General features: G+C 63.0%; 12 protein-coding genes. 8 read left to right on the top strand and 4 right to left on the bottom strand.

From position 1 onward, the window contains the following. Positions 1-5: 5 nt before the first annotated feature. The 6 genes from K7H91_RS14165 to K7H91_RS14140 all read left to right on the top strand — a co-directional run bounded on the left by K7H91_RS14165 (position 6) and on the right by K7H91_RS14140 (position 6085). Entirely contained in the window at positions 6-1220 is a 1215-nt protein-coding gene (locus K7H91_RS14165; protein ID WP_230720919.1) for a pyrophosphate--fructose-6-phosphate 1-phosphotransferase, read from the top strand. Between the two features lie 50 nt (positions 1221-1270). Next, positions 1271-1909 (top strand): hypothetical protein, encoded by a 639-nt coding sequence (locus K7H91_RS14160; RefSeq protein ID WP_230720918.1) that lies wholly within the window; start codon positions 1271-1273, stop codon positions 1907-1909. A 111-nt stretch (positions 1910-2020) separates the two neighbouring features. Beyond that, on the top strand, positions 2021-3259 hold the full coding sequence (locus K7H91_RS14155; protein ID WP_230720917.1) for a DUF3419 family protein: 1239 nt from the start codon (positions 2021-2023) through the stop codon (positions 3257-3259). Next, positions 3252-3893 carry a class I SAM-dependent methyltransferase gene (locus K7H91_RS14150; RefSeq protein WP_230720916.1) on the top strand — a complete coding sequence of 214 codons (642 nt, stop codon included), beginning with the start codon at positions 3252-3254 and terminating at the stop codon, positions 3891-3893. The genes K7H91_RS14155 and K7H91_RS14150 overlap by 8 nt, the downstream gene beginning before the upstream one ends. 101 nt (positions 3894-3994) lie before the next feature. Next, complete coding sequence (locus K7H91_RS14145; RefSeq protein WP_230720915.1) at positions 3995-5188, top strand: lytic murein transglycosylase; 1194 nt, start codon at positions 3995-3997, stop codon at positions 5186-5188. A 225-nt stretch (positions 5189-5413) separates the two neighbouring features. Next, on the top strand, positions 5414-6085 hold the full coding sequence (locus K7H91_RS14140; protein WP_230720914.1) for a DUF2268 domain-containing putative Zn-dependent protease: 672 nt from the start codon (positions 5414-5416) through the stop codon (positions 6083-6085). A 58-nt stretch (positions 6086-6143) separates the two neighbouring features. Here K7H91_RS14140 and prfB read toward each other — a convergent pair. The 3 genes from prfB to K7H91_RS14125 form a co-directional block, all read right to left on the bottom strand. Further along, a protein-coding gene (gene prfB / locus K7H91_RS14135) for a peptide chain release factor 2 (RefSeq protein WP_230720913.1) occupies positions 6144-7272 on the bottom strand; the annotation gives its coding sequence in 2 pieces (ribosomal slippage) (positions 6144-7202 and positions 7204-7272; 1128 coding nt in all). 79 nt (positions 7273-7351) lie between these two features. Continuing rightward, entirely contained in the window at positions 7352-9802 is a 2451-nt protein-coding gene (locus K7H91_RS14130; protein WP_230720935.1) for a penicillin-binding protein 1A, read from the bottom strand. A 238-nt stretch (positions 9803-10040) separates the two neighbouring features. Beyond that, positions 10041-11150, bottom strand: coding sequence for an N-acetylmuramoyl-L-alanine amidase (locus K7H91_RS14125; RefSeq protein ID WP_230720912.1), 1110 nt, complete (start codon positions 11148-11150; stop codon positions 10041-10043). 797 nt (positions 11151-11947) lie between these two features. Here K7H91_RS14125 and K7H91_RS14120 point away from each other — a divergent pair. Next, complete coding sequence (locus tag K7H91_RS14120; protein ID WP_230720911.1) at positions 11948-15016, top strand: ribonuclease E/G; 3069 nt, start codon at positions 11948-11950, stop codon at positions 15014-15016. A gap of 306 nt (positions 15017-15322) precedes the next feature. On the opposite strand, the gene K7H91_RS14115 is transcribed toward K7H91_RS14120, so the two are convergent. Continuing rightward, on the bottom strand, positions 15323-16480 hold the full coding sequence (locus tag K7H91_RS14115) for a pyridoxal phosphate-dependent aminotransferase (RefSeq protein WP_230720910.1): 1158 nt from the start codon (positions 16478-16480) through the stop codon (positions 15323-15325). A gap of 255 nt (positions 16481-16735) precedes the next feature. On the opposite strand from K7H91_RS14115, the gene K7H91_RS14110 reads away from it, so the two are divergent. Then, positions 16736-17539 carry a DsbA family protein gene (locus tag K7H91_RS14110; RefSeq protein WP_230720909.1) on the top strand — a complete coding sequence of 268 codons (804 nt, stop codon included), beginning with the start codon at positions 16736-16738 and terminating at the stop codon, positions 17537-17539. Positions 17540-17567 lie beyond the last annotated feature (28 nt).

Genomic DNA, 17567 nt, shown 5'->3' with positions numbered 1-17567 from the left:
GTCCGATGTCCCAGCACAAAGTCGCCATGCTCACCGCCGGGGGGCTTGCCCCCTGCCTTTCCTCCGCCGTTGGCGGGCTGATCGAGCGCTATTCGGACATTGCGCCCGATACCCAGATCATCGCCTATCGCTCCGGCTATGCCGGGCTCCTGACCGGCGACAGCATGGCGATCACGCCGAATATCCGCCAGCAGGCCCATCTTCTGCACAAGTTCGGCGGCTCGCCGATCGGCAACAGCCGGGTGAAGCTGACTAACCGCAAGGATTGCGAAAAGCGCGGCCTTGTGCCCGCCGGCGCCGATCCGCTGCAGGTCGCCGCCGAGCAGTTGACGAAGGACGGCATCACCATTCTCCACACGATCGGCGGCGACGACACCAACACCACCGCGGCCGATCTCGCCGCCTATCTCAAGACCAACGGTTACGATCTCACCGTGGTCGGCCTGCCGAAGACCGTCGACAACGACGTCAAGCCGATCCGCCAGACGCTCGGCGCCTGGACCGCGGCCGAATATGGCGCGGCCTTTTTCGACAATATCTCCAACGAGCAGAGTGCCGCGCCCCGCACCCTGATCATCCACGAGGTGATGGGCCGGAGCTGCGGCTGGCTGACGGCGGCGACCGCGCGCGCCTATCTCGACCGGATCAAGTCGGTCGAATTCGTTGACGGCATGCTGATGAACCGGGCGATGAAGATGATCGACGGCGTCTATCTGCCGGAAACCGCCTTCGACCTGGAACAGGAAGCCGCGCGCCTAAAGCAGGTGATGGATGCAAACGGCACGGTTTCACTGTTCGTTTCCGAAGGGGCCTGCCTCGACGCGATCGTCGCCGAGCGTGAGGCGTCCGGCGCCGAGGTCACCCGCGACGCCTTCGGCCATGTCAAGCTCGACACCATCAATGTCGGCGACTGGTTCGCCAAGCAGTTCGCCGCGCTGCTCGGCGCCGAGCGCGCCATGGTGCAGAAATCCGGCTATTACGCCCGCTCCGCCCCGGCCAACAATGACGATCTGCGGCTGATCCACTCGATGGTCGATCTCGCCGTGGAAAGCGCGCTGGACGGCGTGTCGGGCGTGACCGGCCATGATGTCGAACGCAGCGGACAGTTGCGCACGATCGAATTCGACCGGATCAAGGGCGGCGGCAGCTTCGATATCGAAACGCCGTGGTTCATCTCCGCAATGGAGGAAATCGGTCAGGAAATCGCTCCCGCCGATTGACCTTTTCCGCCGCGAGGGTTTTTATAATCATTGCGGATGGAGGAATGCCCTTGAGTATCGGTATCGCGGCGGCGTACGCCGCGCTCGTTTTCCTGCTCTTCTCTCTGCCTTCGGGTCGAATGCTGGATTTCGCCGACAGGCGCTATCAGCGCGGGCTGAAGGCCCTGCCGGCGGTCGGCCTCGGCATCCTGCTCGCCCGCGCCGTGTTTTTTGGCATCGGCCTTGCGGCGACCATGGCGTTTGTCAGCGTGATGCCGAGCGGCATGGCGCTTGCGCGGATCGTCGCCTGCGTGGTGATCGTGATCGCGGTGCTGAAAGGCTTTTCCGGCCTCAAACGTCCCTTCCCCGGCGCCGACAATGACAACATCGCTAAGCCGCAGCCTTTGCGGAGCATCTGGCAGGGCATGCGCTGTCGCGACGGCGCCGTCCGCGAAACGGCGCTTGCCGCCGCTGTGTTGGTGCTCTTTATCGGCGCGTCGACCGCCACGCTCGAAACGGCGAAGATACTCGCGATCGCCCATCTGGCGGCAAGCGTCTCGGCTCTTTTGCTCTACGCCGCCTTCGCGCGACCGGTCCTTGCCCGGCTCAACCAGCGCCAGTATGCCGCCCGGCGCGAGCGCGTCGCCCGGCTGCTGCGGTCCGGCCTGCCGCGGGTCTCCGCCCGCTTCCGCAACAAGGACGCCGCCTGAAGCGCCTGGTTGTGGATCAGCCCCTCATCGTCATCAAAGCGTAGCACAACGGCGCTAGCCCTGCTCGAAGACGCGGCGCGTGAAGCCCGCGCGCGACAGAGGGCGAAAGCGATGAGTGCAGTCGAATACGGCAGGGGCAAAACCGGGCGACTCAAATCGGCGCTGCTGCAACACAAGACGTTCAGCCGGGAAGGTCTTTCGGAGCGGCTCTTCGGCCTGCTGTTTTCCGGCCTCGTCTACCCGCAGATCTGGGAAGACCCGGACGTCGACATCGCAGCGATGGATCTCGGTCCCGGTCATCGCGTCGTCACGATCGGCTCGGGCGGCTGCAATGTGCTCGCCTATCTCAGCCGGGGCCCCGAGCATATCGACGTGGTCGATCTCAATACCCACCACATCGCGCTCAACCGGCTGAAGCTCGCCGCCTTTCGGCACCTGCCCGACCATGCCGGCGTGCTTCGCCTGTTCGGCAATGGCGAGAAGGGCAGCGCGCGCGACTACGAGACCCACATCGCGCCGCACCTCGATGCCGAAACCCGGCGCTACTGGGAAGGCCGCGACGGCCTCGGCCGCAAGCGCATCTCGGTGTTCGAGCGCAACATCTACCGCACCGGCCTGCTCGGCCAGTTCATCGGCGCCGGTCATCTGGTCGCCCGCCTTCACGGCGTCGATATCACCGAACTGACGCAGGCGCGCTCCATGCGCGAACAGCGCCGGTTCTTCGACGAGCGGATCGCGCCGCTGTTCGACAAGCCGCTGATCCGCTGGACGACGGCGCGGAAATCATCGCTTTTCGGCCTCGGCATTCCGCCGCGGCAATATGAGGAGCTGGCGAAATCGAGCGAGACCGGCACGCTCGCCCCCGTGCTGCGGCAAAGGCTGGAAAAGCTCGCCTGCCAGTTTCCGCTCCACGAGAACTACTTCGCCTGGCAGGCCTTTGCCCGGCGTTATCCGGACGATGGCCCGATGCCGACCTATCTGCAGGCCGCGGCGTTCCCGGCCATCCGCGCCAATGCCGAGCGCGCAACGGTCCATCATGCGAACTTCACCGAACTGCTTGCCGGAAAGTCCGCCGAAAGCGTGGATCGCTATGTCCTGCTCGACGCGCAGGACTGGATGAACGATGCGCAGATCAACGCGTTGTGGAGCGAAATCACCCGGACCGCGCGGCCCGGCGCGCGGGTGATCTTCCGCACCGCCGGCGAGAAAAGCATCATCGAAGGCCGGCTTGGCGCGGAAACCGCCGGGCAATGGAGCTATCTCGAGCAGAGCTCGCACGAACTCGGCATGCTCGACCGTTCGGCGATCTATGGCGGTTTCCATATCTACGAGAAGACGCGGAATGGCTGACATCCCGGCGCGCGACCATGCCGCAACCATGGATGCGATGTATCGCTATCAGCGACATGTCTACGACCTCACCCGGAAATACTATCTGTTCGGCCGCGATCGGCTGATCGCCGGGCTGGATTGCGCGCCGGACGACAAGGTGCTGGAAATCGCCTGCGGCACCGGCCGCAATCTCGTCAGGATTGACAGGCGCTACCCCGGCGCGCAGCTTTATGGCCTCGATATATCGGAGCAGATGCTGGTTTCCGCCCGCGCCAAATTCTCGAAATCCGAAAACCCGCCAGCCTTCGTCGCCGCCGATGCCTGCGACTTCGCGCCGGCCACCTTTGGCGAGACCGGCTTTGACCGCATCGTCATCTCCTATGCACTGTCGATGATCCCCGACTGGCAGCAGGCGTTGAGGGTTTCGATCAACGCCCTCAATCCGGGCGGCTCTCTCCACATCGTCGATTTCGGCCAGCAGGAGCGGCTACCCACCTGGTTTCGCGCGGGCCTCCGGGCCTGGCTCGCAAAATTTCACGTGACGCCGCGCGCCGATATGGTGGCCGTGCTTGAGGCCGAGGCGATCGACGCCGAACTTCGGTTCGAAACCATCGGGCGCGGCTACGCCTGGCACGCCATCCTTCGCGCATAAGCAACAAATTCAGTTTTTAATGAAAGCTTAGGTGGTCTAGGTTAGCGTGCGAACCGATTTGACGGGTCCCGTGCGGGCCGAAAGTTTCTGAGGAGACGTCCATGCTTTCAAAATCGATCCGGGCGGTTGTCGTTGCCGCCGGACTGACATCACTTTTCGCCGGCCCGGTTGCCGCCCAGCAATGCGGTGGCGATTTCGGCAGCTTCTTGAGCGGGGTCAAGGCCGAGGCCGTTCAGAGCGGGCTTTCGCCGCAGGCAGCCGACGCCGTGCTTTCGGGCGCATCGGTCAGCCAAAGCGTGTTGAACCGCGACCGCGCGCAAGGCGTGTTCAAACAGACCTTCCTCGAATTTTCGCAGCGCACCGCCAGCAATTCGCGCCTGCAGACCGGCAAGAAGAAGATGCAGCAATATGCCAGCACCTTCGATCGCGCCCGCCGCGAATTCGGCGTGCCGGCCGGCGTTCTTACCGCCTTCTGGGCGATGGAGACCGATTTCGGCGCCGTCCAGGGCGATTTCAACACCCGCGACGCGCTGGTGACGCTGTCCTATGACTGCCGCCGCCCGGAAATCTTCCGCCCGCAGCTGATCGCGCTGATCGAGATGACCCAGCACGGCGATTTCGATCCGGCGACCGAAACCGGCGCCTGGGCCGGCGAGCTCGGCCAGGTTCAGATGCTGCCGGAAGATATCATCCGCTTCGGCGTTGATGGCGACGGCGATGGCCATGTGCGCGTCAAGAAGAGCTCGCCCGACGCGCTTCTGACCGCCGCCAACTATATCCGCAGCCTCGGCTGGCGTCCGGGCGAACCCTGGATTCAGGAAGTGGTGCTGCCGCAGAACCTGCCCTGGGACAAGACCGGTTTCGGCGGCGGGCTGACCGCCGGCCAGTGGTTCAAGCTCGGCGTTCAGCCGCGCGACGGCAATACCCGCTTTGGGAACCTGCCGGCCGCTTTGCTGATGCCGCAGGGCCGATTCGGACCGGCGTTCCTCGCCTATCCCAACTTCAACGTCTATCTGGAATGGAACCAGTCCTTCATCTACACTACCTCGGTCGCCTTCTTCGCGACCCGGTTCGAGGGCGCGCCCGCCTATAATGCCGGCAATCCCGAACGCGGCCTGAGCGACAGCCAGATGAAGCGTCTCCAGCGCGTACTGGCACAGAAGGGTTACGATGTCGGCGATATCGACGGCATTCTCGGCGCCGGCACCCGCAACGCCGTGCGCTCCGAACAGCTCCGCCTCGGCATGCCCGCCGACGGCTGGCCGACCGTCCAGTTCATGCAGCAGCTGATGTAGAATTCTATCTGCTGTACAGATACGTAAACGCCGCGCCGAATATCTCCGGCGCGGCGTTTGCTTTGGTGCAATGAGAGCGCGGATCCCGACCATCTCCTGCCGCGCCACCGTTGAGTAGCTGTTTCGTGGTCTCAACCGAGACGGACCGGCCATTGACAAGGTCTGCGCTGATACATGACAGTCGTCCAATGACGGCCGCAGGAGAGGCAAGGCGGGAGAATTTTCATGAACAACTGGTCCCTGCACTGGCTCGAAGCATCGGGCGATCTCGGCTCGCACCGCGCGGAGATTGTGAAGAATTTCGAGGCCGCCTACCGATCGATTTCCGGCCTATTGCCTGCCCCACGCCTCGACGTTCTCATTCAAAGACTTGTCGGAGCGACGATTCCCGAAATGGGCATTGTCGGGCGCGCCTACAGCAGCACGCTGTTCGCAATGACTGTGGACCCTGATAACCCCAATTTCTCCAACAGCCTCGTCGAGGGCGCCCTGCACCGGCAGATCGTGCATGAGGTCCACCATTGCATGCGCATGGCGGGGCCGGGATATGGCTGGACGCTGGGCGAAGCCCTCGTCAGCGAAGGGCTGGCGGGACGGTTCGTCCACAAGCTGCTCGATACCCCTCCCGAGCCATGGGAACGCGCGATGTCACGGGAAAGGCTGTTGCACGCCCCTGTCGAACTGAACGTCCTCAAGTCTTCCGAATATGATCATGAAGCATGGTTCTTCGGAGGGGACACGCACCCGCGCTGGCACGGCTATACGCTCGGCTATGAGATCGCGGCATGCTGGCAGGAAAATGCGGGCGAGATCGACGCGGCGACCTGGATTAACGTGCCCGCCGAAACGGTGATCGAGGCCGCCGTGAAAGGCGGCCTCGTTGCCGAGCATCGTTGAGAGTTTTAGCTGCGACGCCTTCTGGCAACGATCAATCTCAGGCGTCGCGACGAAAACGTCAGTCGATATCCTCGACGCCCTCGCTGTTGCCTTCGATGCGATTGGCGAGCGCTGCCTCCATAAACGGCGTCAGCGCGCCGTCGAGAACGTCCGATGGCGATGTGCTTTCCACGCCGGTGCGCAGGTCCTTGACGAGCTGATAGGGCTGCAGCACGTAGGAGCGGATCTGGTGGCCCCAGCCGATATCGGTCTTGGAAGCCGCTTCCTGATTGGCCGCGTCCTCGCGCTTCTGCAATTCGGCCTCGTAAAGGCGCGCGCGCAGCATGTCCCACGCCTTGGCGCGGTTCTTGTGCTGGGAGCGTTCCTGCTGGCACTGCACCACAATCCCGGTCGGAATATGGGTGATGCGCACGGCTGAGTCCGTGGTGTTGACGTGCTGACCGCCGGCGCCGGACGAACGGTAGGTATCGATCCGGCAATCGCTTTCGTTGATGTCGATCTCGATCGAATCATCGACCACGGGATAGACCCAGACGGAAGAGAAAGAGGTGTGGCGGCGCGCATTGCTGTCATAGGGCGAAATCCGTACCAGACGGTGCACGCCGGATTCGGTCTTTAGCCAGCCATAGGCATTGTGGCCCTTGACGTGGATGGTCGCGGACTTGATGCCGGCCTCTTCCCCGTCATGGACTTCCAGCACCTCGACCTTGTAGCCCTGCCGTTCGGCCCAGCGGGTGTACATGCGCAGAAGCATGTTGGCCCAGTCCTGGCTTTCCGTGCCGCCCGCGCCCGAATGGACTTCGAGATAGGTGTCATTGCCGTCGGCCTCGCCGGAGAGCATGGCCTCCACCTGGCGGCGCTCGACATCGGCGAGCATTTTGCGCAGGCCTTCCTCGGCGTCGCGCACGACGTCTTCGTCGCCCTCTTCCTCGCCAAGCTCGATCAGTTCAATATTGTCGGAAAGCTCGTCCTCGACCCGGCGGACGGCGGAAATGCCATCTTCCAGAAGCTGGCGCTCGCGCATCAGCTTCTGGGCCTCGGCGGCGTCATTCCAGATATTCGGGTCTTCAGCCTTGTTGTTCAGCCAGTCCAGCCGTTTGATTGCCTGATCCCAGTCAAAGATGCCTCCTCAGCAGGCCAACACCCTGCTTGATATCGTCGACAATGCCTTCGATTTCCGCGCGCATGATACTCTCTGTCGTTCCTGAAAATCCGTTTGGCCGGTGAATAAGCGGGCGGCGGGCGGATGTAAACCCCGCCGCCGCCTCAATAGAGGCCGCTGGAACCGGTGGAGATCGCCTTCTGGGCCTGCGGAGATTCACGCAGGATCTGCTCGGGCGACTTGTAGCTGCTCATGTCGATCACGTCGAAGGCTTCCGCCGGGCCGGAGCCGGGCTTGAACGCCTCCATGATGACATTGGGGCCGGAGCCGGAGGCGCGCATGCCGGTGGAGCGGTTGACCGCGATATTGGTCATGCCTTCCGGCTCGATGAAGTTTTCCTTCGGCAGCGTCTTCAGCGCATTGGTCATGAACTCGTTGAAGATCGGGGCTGCAAGCCCGCCGCCGGTGCCATGACGGCCAAGCGTGGCCGGCTGGTCGAAACCGATATAGAGGCCGGCCACGAGATTGGGCGTGAAGCCGACGAACCAGGCATCCTTCTCGTCATTGGTGGTGCCGGTCTTGCCGGCGACTGGGCGGTCGAGCTTGACGGCACTTGCCGCCGTTCCGCGCTGGACCACGCCTTCCATCATCGAGGTGATCTGGTAGGAGGTCATCGGGTCCAGCACCTGCTGGCGGGCGTCGATCAGGATCGGCTCGCCCTGGCCGCTCCAGACCGGCGCGTTGCAGTTTTCGCACTCGCGCTCCTCATGCTTGAAGATGGTCTTGCCGTAGCGGTCCTGGATACGGTCGATCAGCGTCGGGTTGACCTGCTTGCCGCCATTGGCGATCACCGCATAGGCCGAAACCAGCCGCATCACCGTGGTCTCGCCGGAGCCAAGCGACATGGCCAGCACCGGATCCATATGGTCATAGATGCCGAACCGTTCGGCATAATCGGCGACCGTTTCCATGCCGAGGTCGTTGGCAAGGCGCACCGTCATCAGGTTCTTCGATTTCTCGATGCCGGTGCGCAGCGTCTGCGGGCCGGAGAAGTCGCCGGAATAGTTCTGCGGCTTCCACAGTTCTCCGCCCGATTCGAACTCGACCGGCGCATCCATGACCACGGATGCCGGCGTATAGCCATTGTCGAGCGCGGCGGCATAGACGAACGGCTTGAACGAGGAACCCGGCTGGCGCATCGCCTGGGTGGCGCGGTTGAACTGGCTCTTGGAGAAGGAGAAGCCGCCGACCATGGCAAGCACGCGGCCCGTTTCCGGGTCCATGGCCACGAGGCCGCCCTGCACCTTCGGCACCTGGCGAAGGCGGTAATTATTGCCCTCGCCCGTCGGCTGGACGTAGACGACGTCGCCGGGCGAAAGCACGCCTTCCGGGCTGGTGGCGTTCTTCTTGCCCTTTTCCAGGAAGCGATAGGCCCATTTCATATCGGCGGCGGGGATGAAGCCGGTATCACGCGCCTCGGCCACCCGGCCGGCGGCATCGAGCGGCGGGCGCAGGCCGATCTCGGCCCCGTCCGCGCTGACGTTAAGCACGACCGCGATCTGCCAGTCCCGCACGTCCCAAAGCGGCGTCATCTTCGCCAGCGCCGGGCCCCAGTCCTCTGCCGTCGAGATCTGGTCGATCGGGCCGCGATAGCCGGCGGCCTCGTCGTACTTGATCAGCCCGTCACGCAGCGCCTGCTGCGCATAAAGCTGCATCTGCGGATCGAGCGAGGTGCGCACCGAAAGGCCGCCCTCGTAAAGCATTTCCTCGCCATATTCGTCCTTCAGTTCGCGGCGCACGGCCTCGGCGAAATACTCATCGCCGACAACGGGCTGGTTCTGGTAGCCGGAAACCGCGCCGAGCGGCTCGGCGCGGGCGAGGTCCGCCTCGGCCGCGGTGATGTAGCCGTTTTCCTCCATCCGGCTGATCACCCAGTTGCGGCGCTCGATCGCGGCATCGGGATGGCGATAGGGATCGTAATTGGCCGGCCCCTTCAGTACAGCGGCGAGATAGGCGCTTTCGGCAATCGTCAGGTCCGAGACCGGCTTGTCGAAATAGGTCAGCGCGGCATCGGCAATGCCGAAGGCGTTGCGGCCGAAATAGACCTCGTTGAGGTAGAGCTCCAGGATCGTGTCCTTGGAATAGGCCTGTTCGATGCGGAAGGACAGGATCGCTTCCTTGACCTTGCGCTCATAGGTCTGATCCGAGGTCAAAAGGAAGTTCTTGGCGACCTGCTGGGTAATCGTCGAGGCGCCAACGGGGCGACGACCGGTGCCCATATTCTTAACGTTGGTGAACACCGCGCGGGCCAGGCCGACGACATCGATGCCGGGATGGGTGTAGAAATTCTTGTCTTCCGCCGACAGGAAAGCGCCGCGCACCCGCATCGGAATGGCGTCGATCGGCAGGAACAGGCGCCGCTCATGGGCGTATTCGGCCATCAGTTCGCCATTGCCGGCATAGACGCGGGTCGTCACCGGCGGGGTGTACTGCGCAAGCACCTCATAGTCCGGAAGGTCCTTCGCCACATTGCCGAGATAGATCCCGATGCCAACCGCAACGACCAGGAAAAGCGCGCATGCGATGCCGAAGAGATATCCGATGAACTTGATCACAGTCACGTGTTTTTCATACCTTGTCCTGAACGCGCCGCCGGCGTCGCGGCCTTCGCCGCGCCCCGGATTTCCGGCAGGCTGTGCCGATGCTTTCCCGCATCGCCCTGCCTTCGCCGCCGTCGATTTATCGCAGATATCGCCCGCAGGCCCGAATTAAAATACCCGGCTATCCTTTTTACAATGAATGTGCGCTTTTTGCGACGACAGCTTTGATAAACCTTTCATTATCGCTCGAAGTTTAGGGCATGGCCGATACCATCGGGCTGCGATAGCGCGTCACCGCATCGACCAGCCTGCCGACGAGCTTGTCGCGCCAGACCGGGTCGAGCATGCGCTTCTCATCCTCGGGGTTGGACAGGAATCCGATCTCGAGCAGGATCGATGGAATATCCGGCGCTCTCAAGACCATGAAGCCCGCATAGCGGTGCGGGTTGTTGATCAGGCTGATCTGCCCCTCGAACGAGGCGACGACCTGGTCCGCGAGCGAAATCGAAAAGCTCTGGGTCTCGCGCCGCGTCAGGTCCAGAAGGATGTCGGTCACCTCCTCCGGCTCGACCGAGGCCTCGATCCCCATGATCTCGTTGGAAAGGTTTTCGCGCTTGGCAAGCGCCGCCGCCAGACGGTCGGAGGCCCGATCGGACAGGGTATAGACGGTCGCGCCCGAAATATCCGGCTGATTGAGCGAATCGGCATGCAGCGAGATGAACAGGTCCGCGCCATGCTGGCGGGCCAGTTCGACGCGCCTGGTGAGCGACAGATAGATGTCGTCGTCGCGCGTGAGATAGGAATCATAGCCGGGCACCGCCTGCAGCTTGCGGGCGAAGGCGCGGGCGAAATCGAGGGTGATGTCCTTTTCCAGCGTGCGAGTATCCTCGCCGATCGCCCCGGTGTCTATGCCGCCATGGCCGGCGTCGATGGCGACCACGAAACTGTCGTCCTCCTCCGGCGCGGCAACATCCTGCCGGGCAAAGGCCGCGGCAGGCGTTTCCCGCCGGCCGGCGAGAAGCTTTTCGAACACCGCTTCGTCAGCGATCGCGAGGTCGATCACCAGACGGAAGCCGGCGTCGCCTTCCTCGCGCACCTCCGCGAGCGTCATCTGGATCGGCTCGCGCGCCGAAAGCACGATGCGCGATTGACCGGGCCCGGTGACGCCGTAGCGGATGTCGCTGATGAGCCCGCGCGCCTCAACCGCGTCATCGGAAAAGCCGAAAGCCGTGGCGGGCAGCGTGATCACCACGCGCGCCGGGTCCTTGAGATAGTGGTAGCTGAATTCGGGCTTGCGGTCGAAATCCACCACCAGCCGCGCCCGCGCATCATCGCCGACAAGCAGGGCGTTGTAGGCGATCATCGGCGCGGCCGCATCCTCGTCGGAAGCACGCGCCGAAACGGACGGCGAGAGCGCGCACGCCAAGGCGAGAACGACAAACAAAGGTCGAAGGACCAGCATCGTCAATCGTGCAAAAACAAGGCTTTGCTGCCTTCCCCTCATGCCACCTCTCACCGGACTTTCCGTGCGAACCCGCTTTCGCCTTTCAAGGTCTCCCGTTTAAGGCCAGACGCATGGCAAAAACGTGACGCTTCGCGAAACATATCGACCTTCGCCACAACCTTGCGTCGTAATAAAGCAGATTCGGCAATTTCTCAAATATTACCGTGGATTGGATTTTTCTTGCTATTGCATCAACGAATACATACTAATGTGGCTCAGGTGGACATTTATGACGGGACAATTGCGCGCAAGGGCAGCCGGTCTTTCCACGATTGGCGCCACATGAAGCGATTGAGCGTCCGCCGTCGTTCCACTCAACGGACAGTATTTCCTGGCCGGCATACGCTACTCACAAAAGCGTTGCGGCTTAAGGGTCAATGCTTCCAGGGCTTTCCCGGAAGCGATTTCATCGCCCCGAATTCGGGGTTAGGCAATGTTTGTTTCGACTGGCTATATATGAGAACGAAGCGTCAAATTCTTCCATCGGCCCGCGCCCCCTTCGAGGGCGCCGGACTGATTCGAGAAGCAGCCGCCCGCGTTTCGTTGCGACGGTCGGACATTATTTCATCCGGCGTTTCCGCTGGCGACCATTTCCGGACAAGGGCATCGACCCGTTCCGAAGCCGCCAGCCATGCGCGCCGAGGAGCTCATCTTAAATGGCAGATAAAATGCTTATCGACGCGTCTCACGAAGAAGAGACACGCGTCGTTGTCGTTCGCGGAAATCGTATAGAGGAGTTCGATTTCGAATCGCAGCACAAGAAACAGCTGCGCGGCAATATTTACCTTGCGAAGGTCACGCGGGTGGAGCCCTCTCTCCAGGCCGCCTTTGTCGATTATGGCGGAAACCGCCATGGCTTCCTCGCCTTCTCAGAAATTCACCCCGACTACTACCAGATCCCGCTCGCCGATCGTGAAGCGCTGCTGAGGGAAGTCTCCGACAGCGATGACGACGACGATACCGACAGCGCGCTGTCGCAGCCGTCGGAAGCCTCCGAAAAGGCCGCAGCCGAGGACGAAACCAAGCCGAAGCCGCGCACCCGCCGTGGCCGCGCCAAAACCTCCAAGGCCAAGACTGACGAGGCCAAGGCCCAGGACGCAAAGTCAGAGGACGCAAAGGCCGAAGAAGCCAAGCCGCAGGACGCCAAACCGGACGAAAGCGCTGAACCCAAGGCCGAAGCGCCCGCCGACAGCGACACCGCTGAAAAGGCCGATGCGGCGGAAGCCGACGCCAAGACGGCGGACGCCGATGCGGCAACCGCCGAGACCGACGACGAGGCCGCCAAGAAGCCGAAGCCGCGCCGTCGCCGCAAGCCCGCCGCCAAGAAGGATGCCAAGGCCAGCGACGAGGCCGAAAAGCCCGCGGATGCCGCCAATGAAGGCGCCGCCTCTGAAGACGGTTCCTCCAATGACGGCTCTTCCAAGGATGGCAAGGGCCCGACGCATATGGCGGCTGAGGTCGATGCCGACACGGTTTCCGAAGACGTGGACGATGACGACGACAGCGTCGAATCCGTCGGCGCCGAGGACGCCATGGAGGAAGTGCCGGAATACAACCACCGCAAGGCGCGCAAGCAGTACCGCATCCAGGAAGTGATCAAGCGCCGCCAGATCCTGCTGGTGCAGGTTGCCAAGGAAGAACGCGGCAACAAGGGCGCGGCGCTGACCACCTATCTCTCGCTCGCCGGCCGTTATTCGGTGCTGATGCCGAACACCGCCCGCGGCGGCGGCATTTCCCGCAAGATCACCAATCCGGCCGACCGCAAGCGCCTGAAGGACGTCGCCAAGGATCTCGAAGTGCCGCAGGGCATGGGCGTGATCCTGCGCACCGCCGGCGCCAACCGCACCAAGGCCGAGGTCAAGCGCGACTTCGAATATCTGATGCGACTTTGGGAAAATGTGCGCACCAAGACGCTGACATCGACGGCCCCCTGCCTCGTCTATGAAGAAGGCAGCCTGATCAAGCGCTCGATCCGCGACCTTTACAACAAGGACATCAGCGAGATCATCGTGTCCGGCGAAAACGGCTATCGTGAAGCGAAAGACTTCATGAAGATGCTGATGCCGAGCCACGCCAAGGTGGTGCAGCGCTATCGCGACGTGCACCCGATCTATTCGCGCTCCGGCATCGAAGCCCAGCTCGACCGGATGCTGCAGCCGCAGGTGACGCTGAAATCCGGCGGCTACCTGATCATCAACCAGACCGAGGCGCTGGTCGCCGTCGACGTCAACTCGGGCCGCTCCACCCGCGAGCACTCGATCGAGGACACCGCGCTTCAGACCAACCTCGAGGCCGCGGAGGAAGTGGCGCGCCAGCTTCGCCTGCGCGACCTTGCCGGTCTCGTGGTCATCGACTTCATCGACATGGAAGAAAAGCGCAACAACCGCGCCGTCGAGAAGAAGCTGAAGGATTGCCTGAAACACGACCGCGCCCGCATCCAGGTCGGACGCATCTCGCATTTCGGCCTTCTGGAAATGTCGCGCCAGCGCATCCGCGCATCGGTGCTGGAATCCACGACCCAGGTGTGCAGCCATTGCGGCGGCACCGGCCACGTGCTTTCGCAGTCTTCCGTCGGACTTCACGTGCTGCGCGGCGTCGAGGAATATCTGCTGAAGAACACCACGCACAACATCACCGTGCGGACCACGCCCGAGAACGCGCTCTATCTGCTTAACCAGAAGCGCAACACGATCGTGGATTACGAGGCCCGTTTCGGTGTTGAGATCATCATCAAGGCCGATGCGACGCTGACGACAAGCCATTTCGAGATCGATCGCGGCGAGCCCGTGGAAAGCCCGGTCAAGATCGAGACGCTGCTCGATTTCCCTGATGAGCCGGAAGACGACATCGTCGAGGAGATCGACGAAACGGAAGATGACGACAAGCCCGAGGCTGGCAAGCCCGAGGCAAGCGCCGACGAGGACAATGGCCGCTCGCGCCGCAAGCGTCGCCGCCGCCGTGGCCGCAACGGCCAGCAGAACGATGAGGGCGACAACGAACAGACCGCTGAGGCGAATGGCGATGACAATCAGTCATCGGCCGGGGACGACGGCGACCAGGGCTCCGACAAGCCGCGCCGCAAGCGCCGTCGCGGCAAGCGCGGCGGACGCCGCAACCGCAGCGACGAAAATGGGCAGCAGACAGCCGAGGACAACAACGCCGATGCGGCGGACAAATCGGCTGACGGCCAGTCTGACAATGACCAAGCGGATGATGCGGGCAATCACCAGCCGACTGAAGAGGTCGCTGCCGAAACGGTAGCCTCCGATACGGTCAGCGATGCACCGGCCGCAGCGGCCGAGGCGGAGCAGACCACATCCGATCAGCCGTCCGAGGTCACCGAGGACGAGGCCATGGCCGAGATCGAAGGCCGCAAGCCGCGCCGCCGCCGCAAGCCCAAGCGCGCCGAGAGCGAAGCGCCGGCTGAACAGGCAGATGCGGAAACGGCCAAGGAAGCCGTCGAGCAATCTCCTTCCGAGCCGGCCGGAGAAACCGAGGTCGAAGAAGATGCGACCGTCGAAGCCGTCGCGGATCTCGATGACGAGACGGCTGCTGCACCGATCGCGGAAGACGTGGCTGCGGAGGACGCTCCCAAGCGCGCCAACCGCGCCTCCAACGTGACCCACTCCTCGCCCGTGGTCACCTCCGGCGGCTCGAAGGCCGAAAACGACGACGAGGAAGCCAAGCCGAAACGCGGCTGGTGGAACCGCCGCGGCTTCTTCTGAGCCGGTTGATTTGAATGAAAGAAGGCCGCCGTTTGCGAAAACGGCGGCTTTTTGTTTTGGACTTTTAACCCAGGGTCTTTCCGCACAGCCACCCAATCTTCTCGCCCCGGCGGGGAGAGATGTCGCGAAAGCGACAGTGAGGGGGGAGCCTATCACCGCGAACGCCCTCACGATTTGAAACGCTGATCCACCCTCACTGCCCCTTTCGGGGCATCTCTCCCGCCAGCGGGAGAGAGTATTGGGAGCAAGTCCGCCTCCGCGTGCCAATTGCCATGTTCGCAGGACGAACGCGGCATGACGTTGCGACTATCTCGCCGGCAGCCAGTTACCGATCCGCTCCACGGCCTCGGCGATCTCGGCCTCGGTGCCCGCGTAGGACAGCCGCAGAAAGCGCCCGCCGTTTTCCGGATCGAAATCGACGCCGGGCGTGACCGCGACATTGGCCTCGTGCAGGATCTGCCGGGCGAAGGCGAGGCTGTCATTGGTGTAGCGCGAGACATCGACATAGGCGTAGAACGCCCCATCCATCGGCGAGGCGACCGGAAGGCCGATCGCCGGCAGCGCGCTGGTCAGGAAATTGCGGTTGTTGCGGTAAATCTCGCAATAGCCGTCGAGCTGCTTTCGTTCAGAAAGAGCCGCCTCCGCGGCAATCTGGGAAAGGTCGGGCGCGCAGATATAGATGTTCTGCGTCAATTGCTCGAACACCCGCACCAGTTTTTCCGGCAGCACCATCCAGCCGATCCGCCACCCGGTCATGCAGTAATATTTCGAGAAGGAATTGATCACCACCGCCTCGTCGGTGAATGAAAGCGCGCTTGCCTCCTCGCCCGAAAACACCAGGCCGTGGTAGATCTCGTCGGAGATGAAGGCGGTGCCACGATCATGGCACCAGTCGGCAAGCCGCTTCAGCGCGGCGCGACCGGTGACCGTGCCGGTCGGGTTTGCCGGGCTTGCGAGCAGCACGCCGGCAAGCGTAACGCCGTGGGCCTTCTCCGCCGCCTCCAGCGCCTCGGGCGTCAGCGTGAAGTCATGCTCGGCATTGGCATCCACCTCGACCACCTTGAGGTCGAGCGCCTTCAGGATGTTGCGATAGGCGGGGTAACCCGGCCTTGCGATCGCAACCGCGTCGCCCGCATCGAACAGCGCCAGGAATGCGAGGTTGAAGCCGGCCGATGACCCCGTTGTGACGGCTATGCGGGCCGGATCGATGGCGATGCCCATGCGCGCGCGGTAATCCTCGGCGATCGCCATGCGCAGGCTTTCGCGGCCGAAGGCGTCGGTGTAACCGAGACGTCCGTGTTCAAGCGCCGCGCGGGCGGCCGCGAGTGCGGCGTCAGGGGCCGGATGCGAGGGCTGGCCGACAGCCATGGAAATCACCGGCCGGCCAGCCTTTTTCAGCCGGTTCGCCTCTGCCAGAACGTCCATGGCCAGGAATGAATCGATGTCGCTGCGCTTCGACGGCATGCAGTTTCCTCTTTCAGATGATCCGGTTCCGGGATGAACCAATAACCCCGCCCCCGCAATGCCGCAGCGCAAAAAAACGGGATTTTGATCGGATGGGCGGCAGAATTGATCCCGTCGCTATGGACAACGCCGCCATTTGCGCACAATTGGTTTTTATCAGCGTGCCGGGCCTGAAAGCGCGGGGCCGCGCACAACCAAGGACTGTTTCGCATGTCGGCCCAGCCGGGCGAGACGATGATGCCTAAAGGGGAGAACATGTCTTCAAAGGGACTGACACTGGCGGTGACCGCTATTTTTGCGACGGCGATCGCATCGGCGGCGGCCACGACGGCAGCGATCTACCATTTCGCCCCGCAGAACACGCAAACAGCGGCGGCCGCGCCGGCACAGGCAGATTTCGGCGAGCGGGTTCATGATTATCTCATGAGCAACCCGGAAGTGCTGCTGGACGTGCAGGTGGCGCTTCAGCGCAAGCAGGCGGATGAGCAGCAGGCCCAGGCCTCACAGGTGATCGCCCAGAACCAGGACAAGCTCTATCTGCCGGCCTATGACAGCGTGATGGGCAATCCGGACGGCGAGATCACCGTCGTCGAGTTCTTCGACTATAATTGCGGCTATTGCCGCCGCGCGCTTGACGACATGGACGCGATCATCGCCACCAATGACGATGTCCGCTTCGTGCTCAAGGAAATTCCCGTGCTTGGCCCGGAATCCGAAGCCACGCAACGCATCTCCTACGCTTTCTTCAAGGCCGCGCCTGAAAAGTACGAGGAATTCCACCGCGCGCTGATGGGCTCCGGCTCGCGCGCGACCGAGGCGACCGCCCGCGCCGTGGCGGCCTCCCTCGGCGTCGACGATCAGGCGATCGACCAGGCCATGCAGGAACACCCGGCGGAAGAGGCTCTTCAGGAGCATTTCGGCCTCGCCGGCGCGCTCGGCGTCTCCGGCACCCCCTCCTATATTGTCGGCGATGTGATGCTGCCGGGCGCGGTCGGCGCGGACCGCCTTCAGCAAACCATCGACAATATCCGCGACTGCGGCAAGGGCGTGTGTTCTTGACTATTTTTGGCTGAACAAGCTTAACCAC

Source organism: Martelella mediterranea, assembly GCF_021021415.1.
GTDB classification, from domain to species: domain Bacteria; phylum Pseudomonadota; class Alphaproteobacteria; order Rhizobiales; family Rhizobiaceae; genus Martelella; species Martelella mediterranea_C.
The sequence above is the reverse complement of the archived record's forward strand: the minus strand, read 5'-3'. Positions and strand labels throughout refer to the sequence as shown.

What these genes read in the sequence shown, in the direction of transcription:
- K7H91_RS14115 (WP_230720910.1), bottom strand. Translation starts at nt 16,480, where the DNA reads ATGCCGTCGAAGCGCAGCGACATCGATTCATTCCTGGCCATGGACGTT.
- K7H91_RS14140 (WP_230720914.1), top strand. Translation starts at nt 5,414, where the DNA reads ATGAACAACTGGTCCCTGCACTGGCTCGAAGCATCGGGCGATCTCGGC.
- K7H91_RS14110 (WP_230720909.1), top strand. Translation starts at nt 16,736, where the DNA reads ATGTCTTCAAAGGGACTGACACTGGCGGTGACCGCTATTTTTGCGACG.
- K7H91_RS14165 (WP_230720919.1), top strand. Translation starts at nt 6, where the DNA reads ATGTCCCAGCACAAAGTCGCCATGCTCACCGCCGGGGGGCTTGCCCCC.
- K7H91_RS14150 (WP_230720916.1), top strand. Translation starts at nt 3,252, where the DNA reads ATGGCTGACATCCCGGCGCGCGACCATGCCGCAACCATGGATGCGATG.
- K7H91_RS14125 (WP_230720912.1), bottom strand. Translation starts at nt 11,150, where the DNA reads ATGATCGCCTACAACGCCCTGCTTGTCGGCGATGATGCGCGGGCGCGG.
- K7H91_RS14145 (WP_230720915.1), top strand. Translation starts at nt 3,995, where the DNA reads ATGCTTTCAAAATCGATCCGGGCGGTTGTCGTTGCCGCCGGACTGACA.
- K7H91_RS14120 (WP_230720911.1), top strand. Translation starts at nt 11,948, where the DNA reads ATGGCAGATAAAATGCTTATCGACGCGTCTCACGAAGAAGAGACACGC.
- K7H91_RS14155 (WP_230720917.1), top strand. Translation starts at nt 2,021, where the DNA reads ATGAGTGCAGTCGAATACGGCAGGGGCAAAACCGGGCGACTCAAATCG.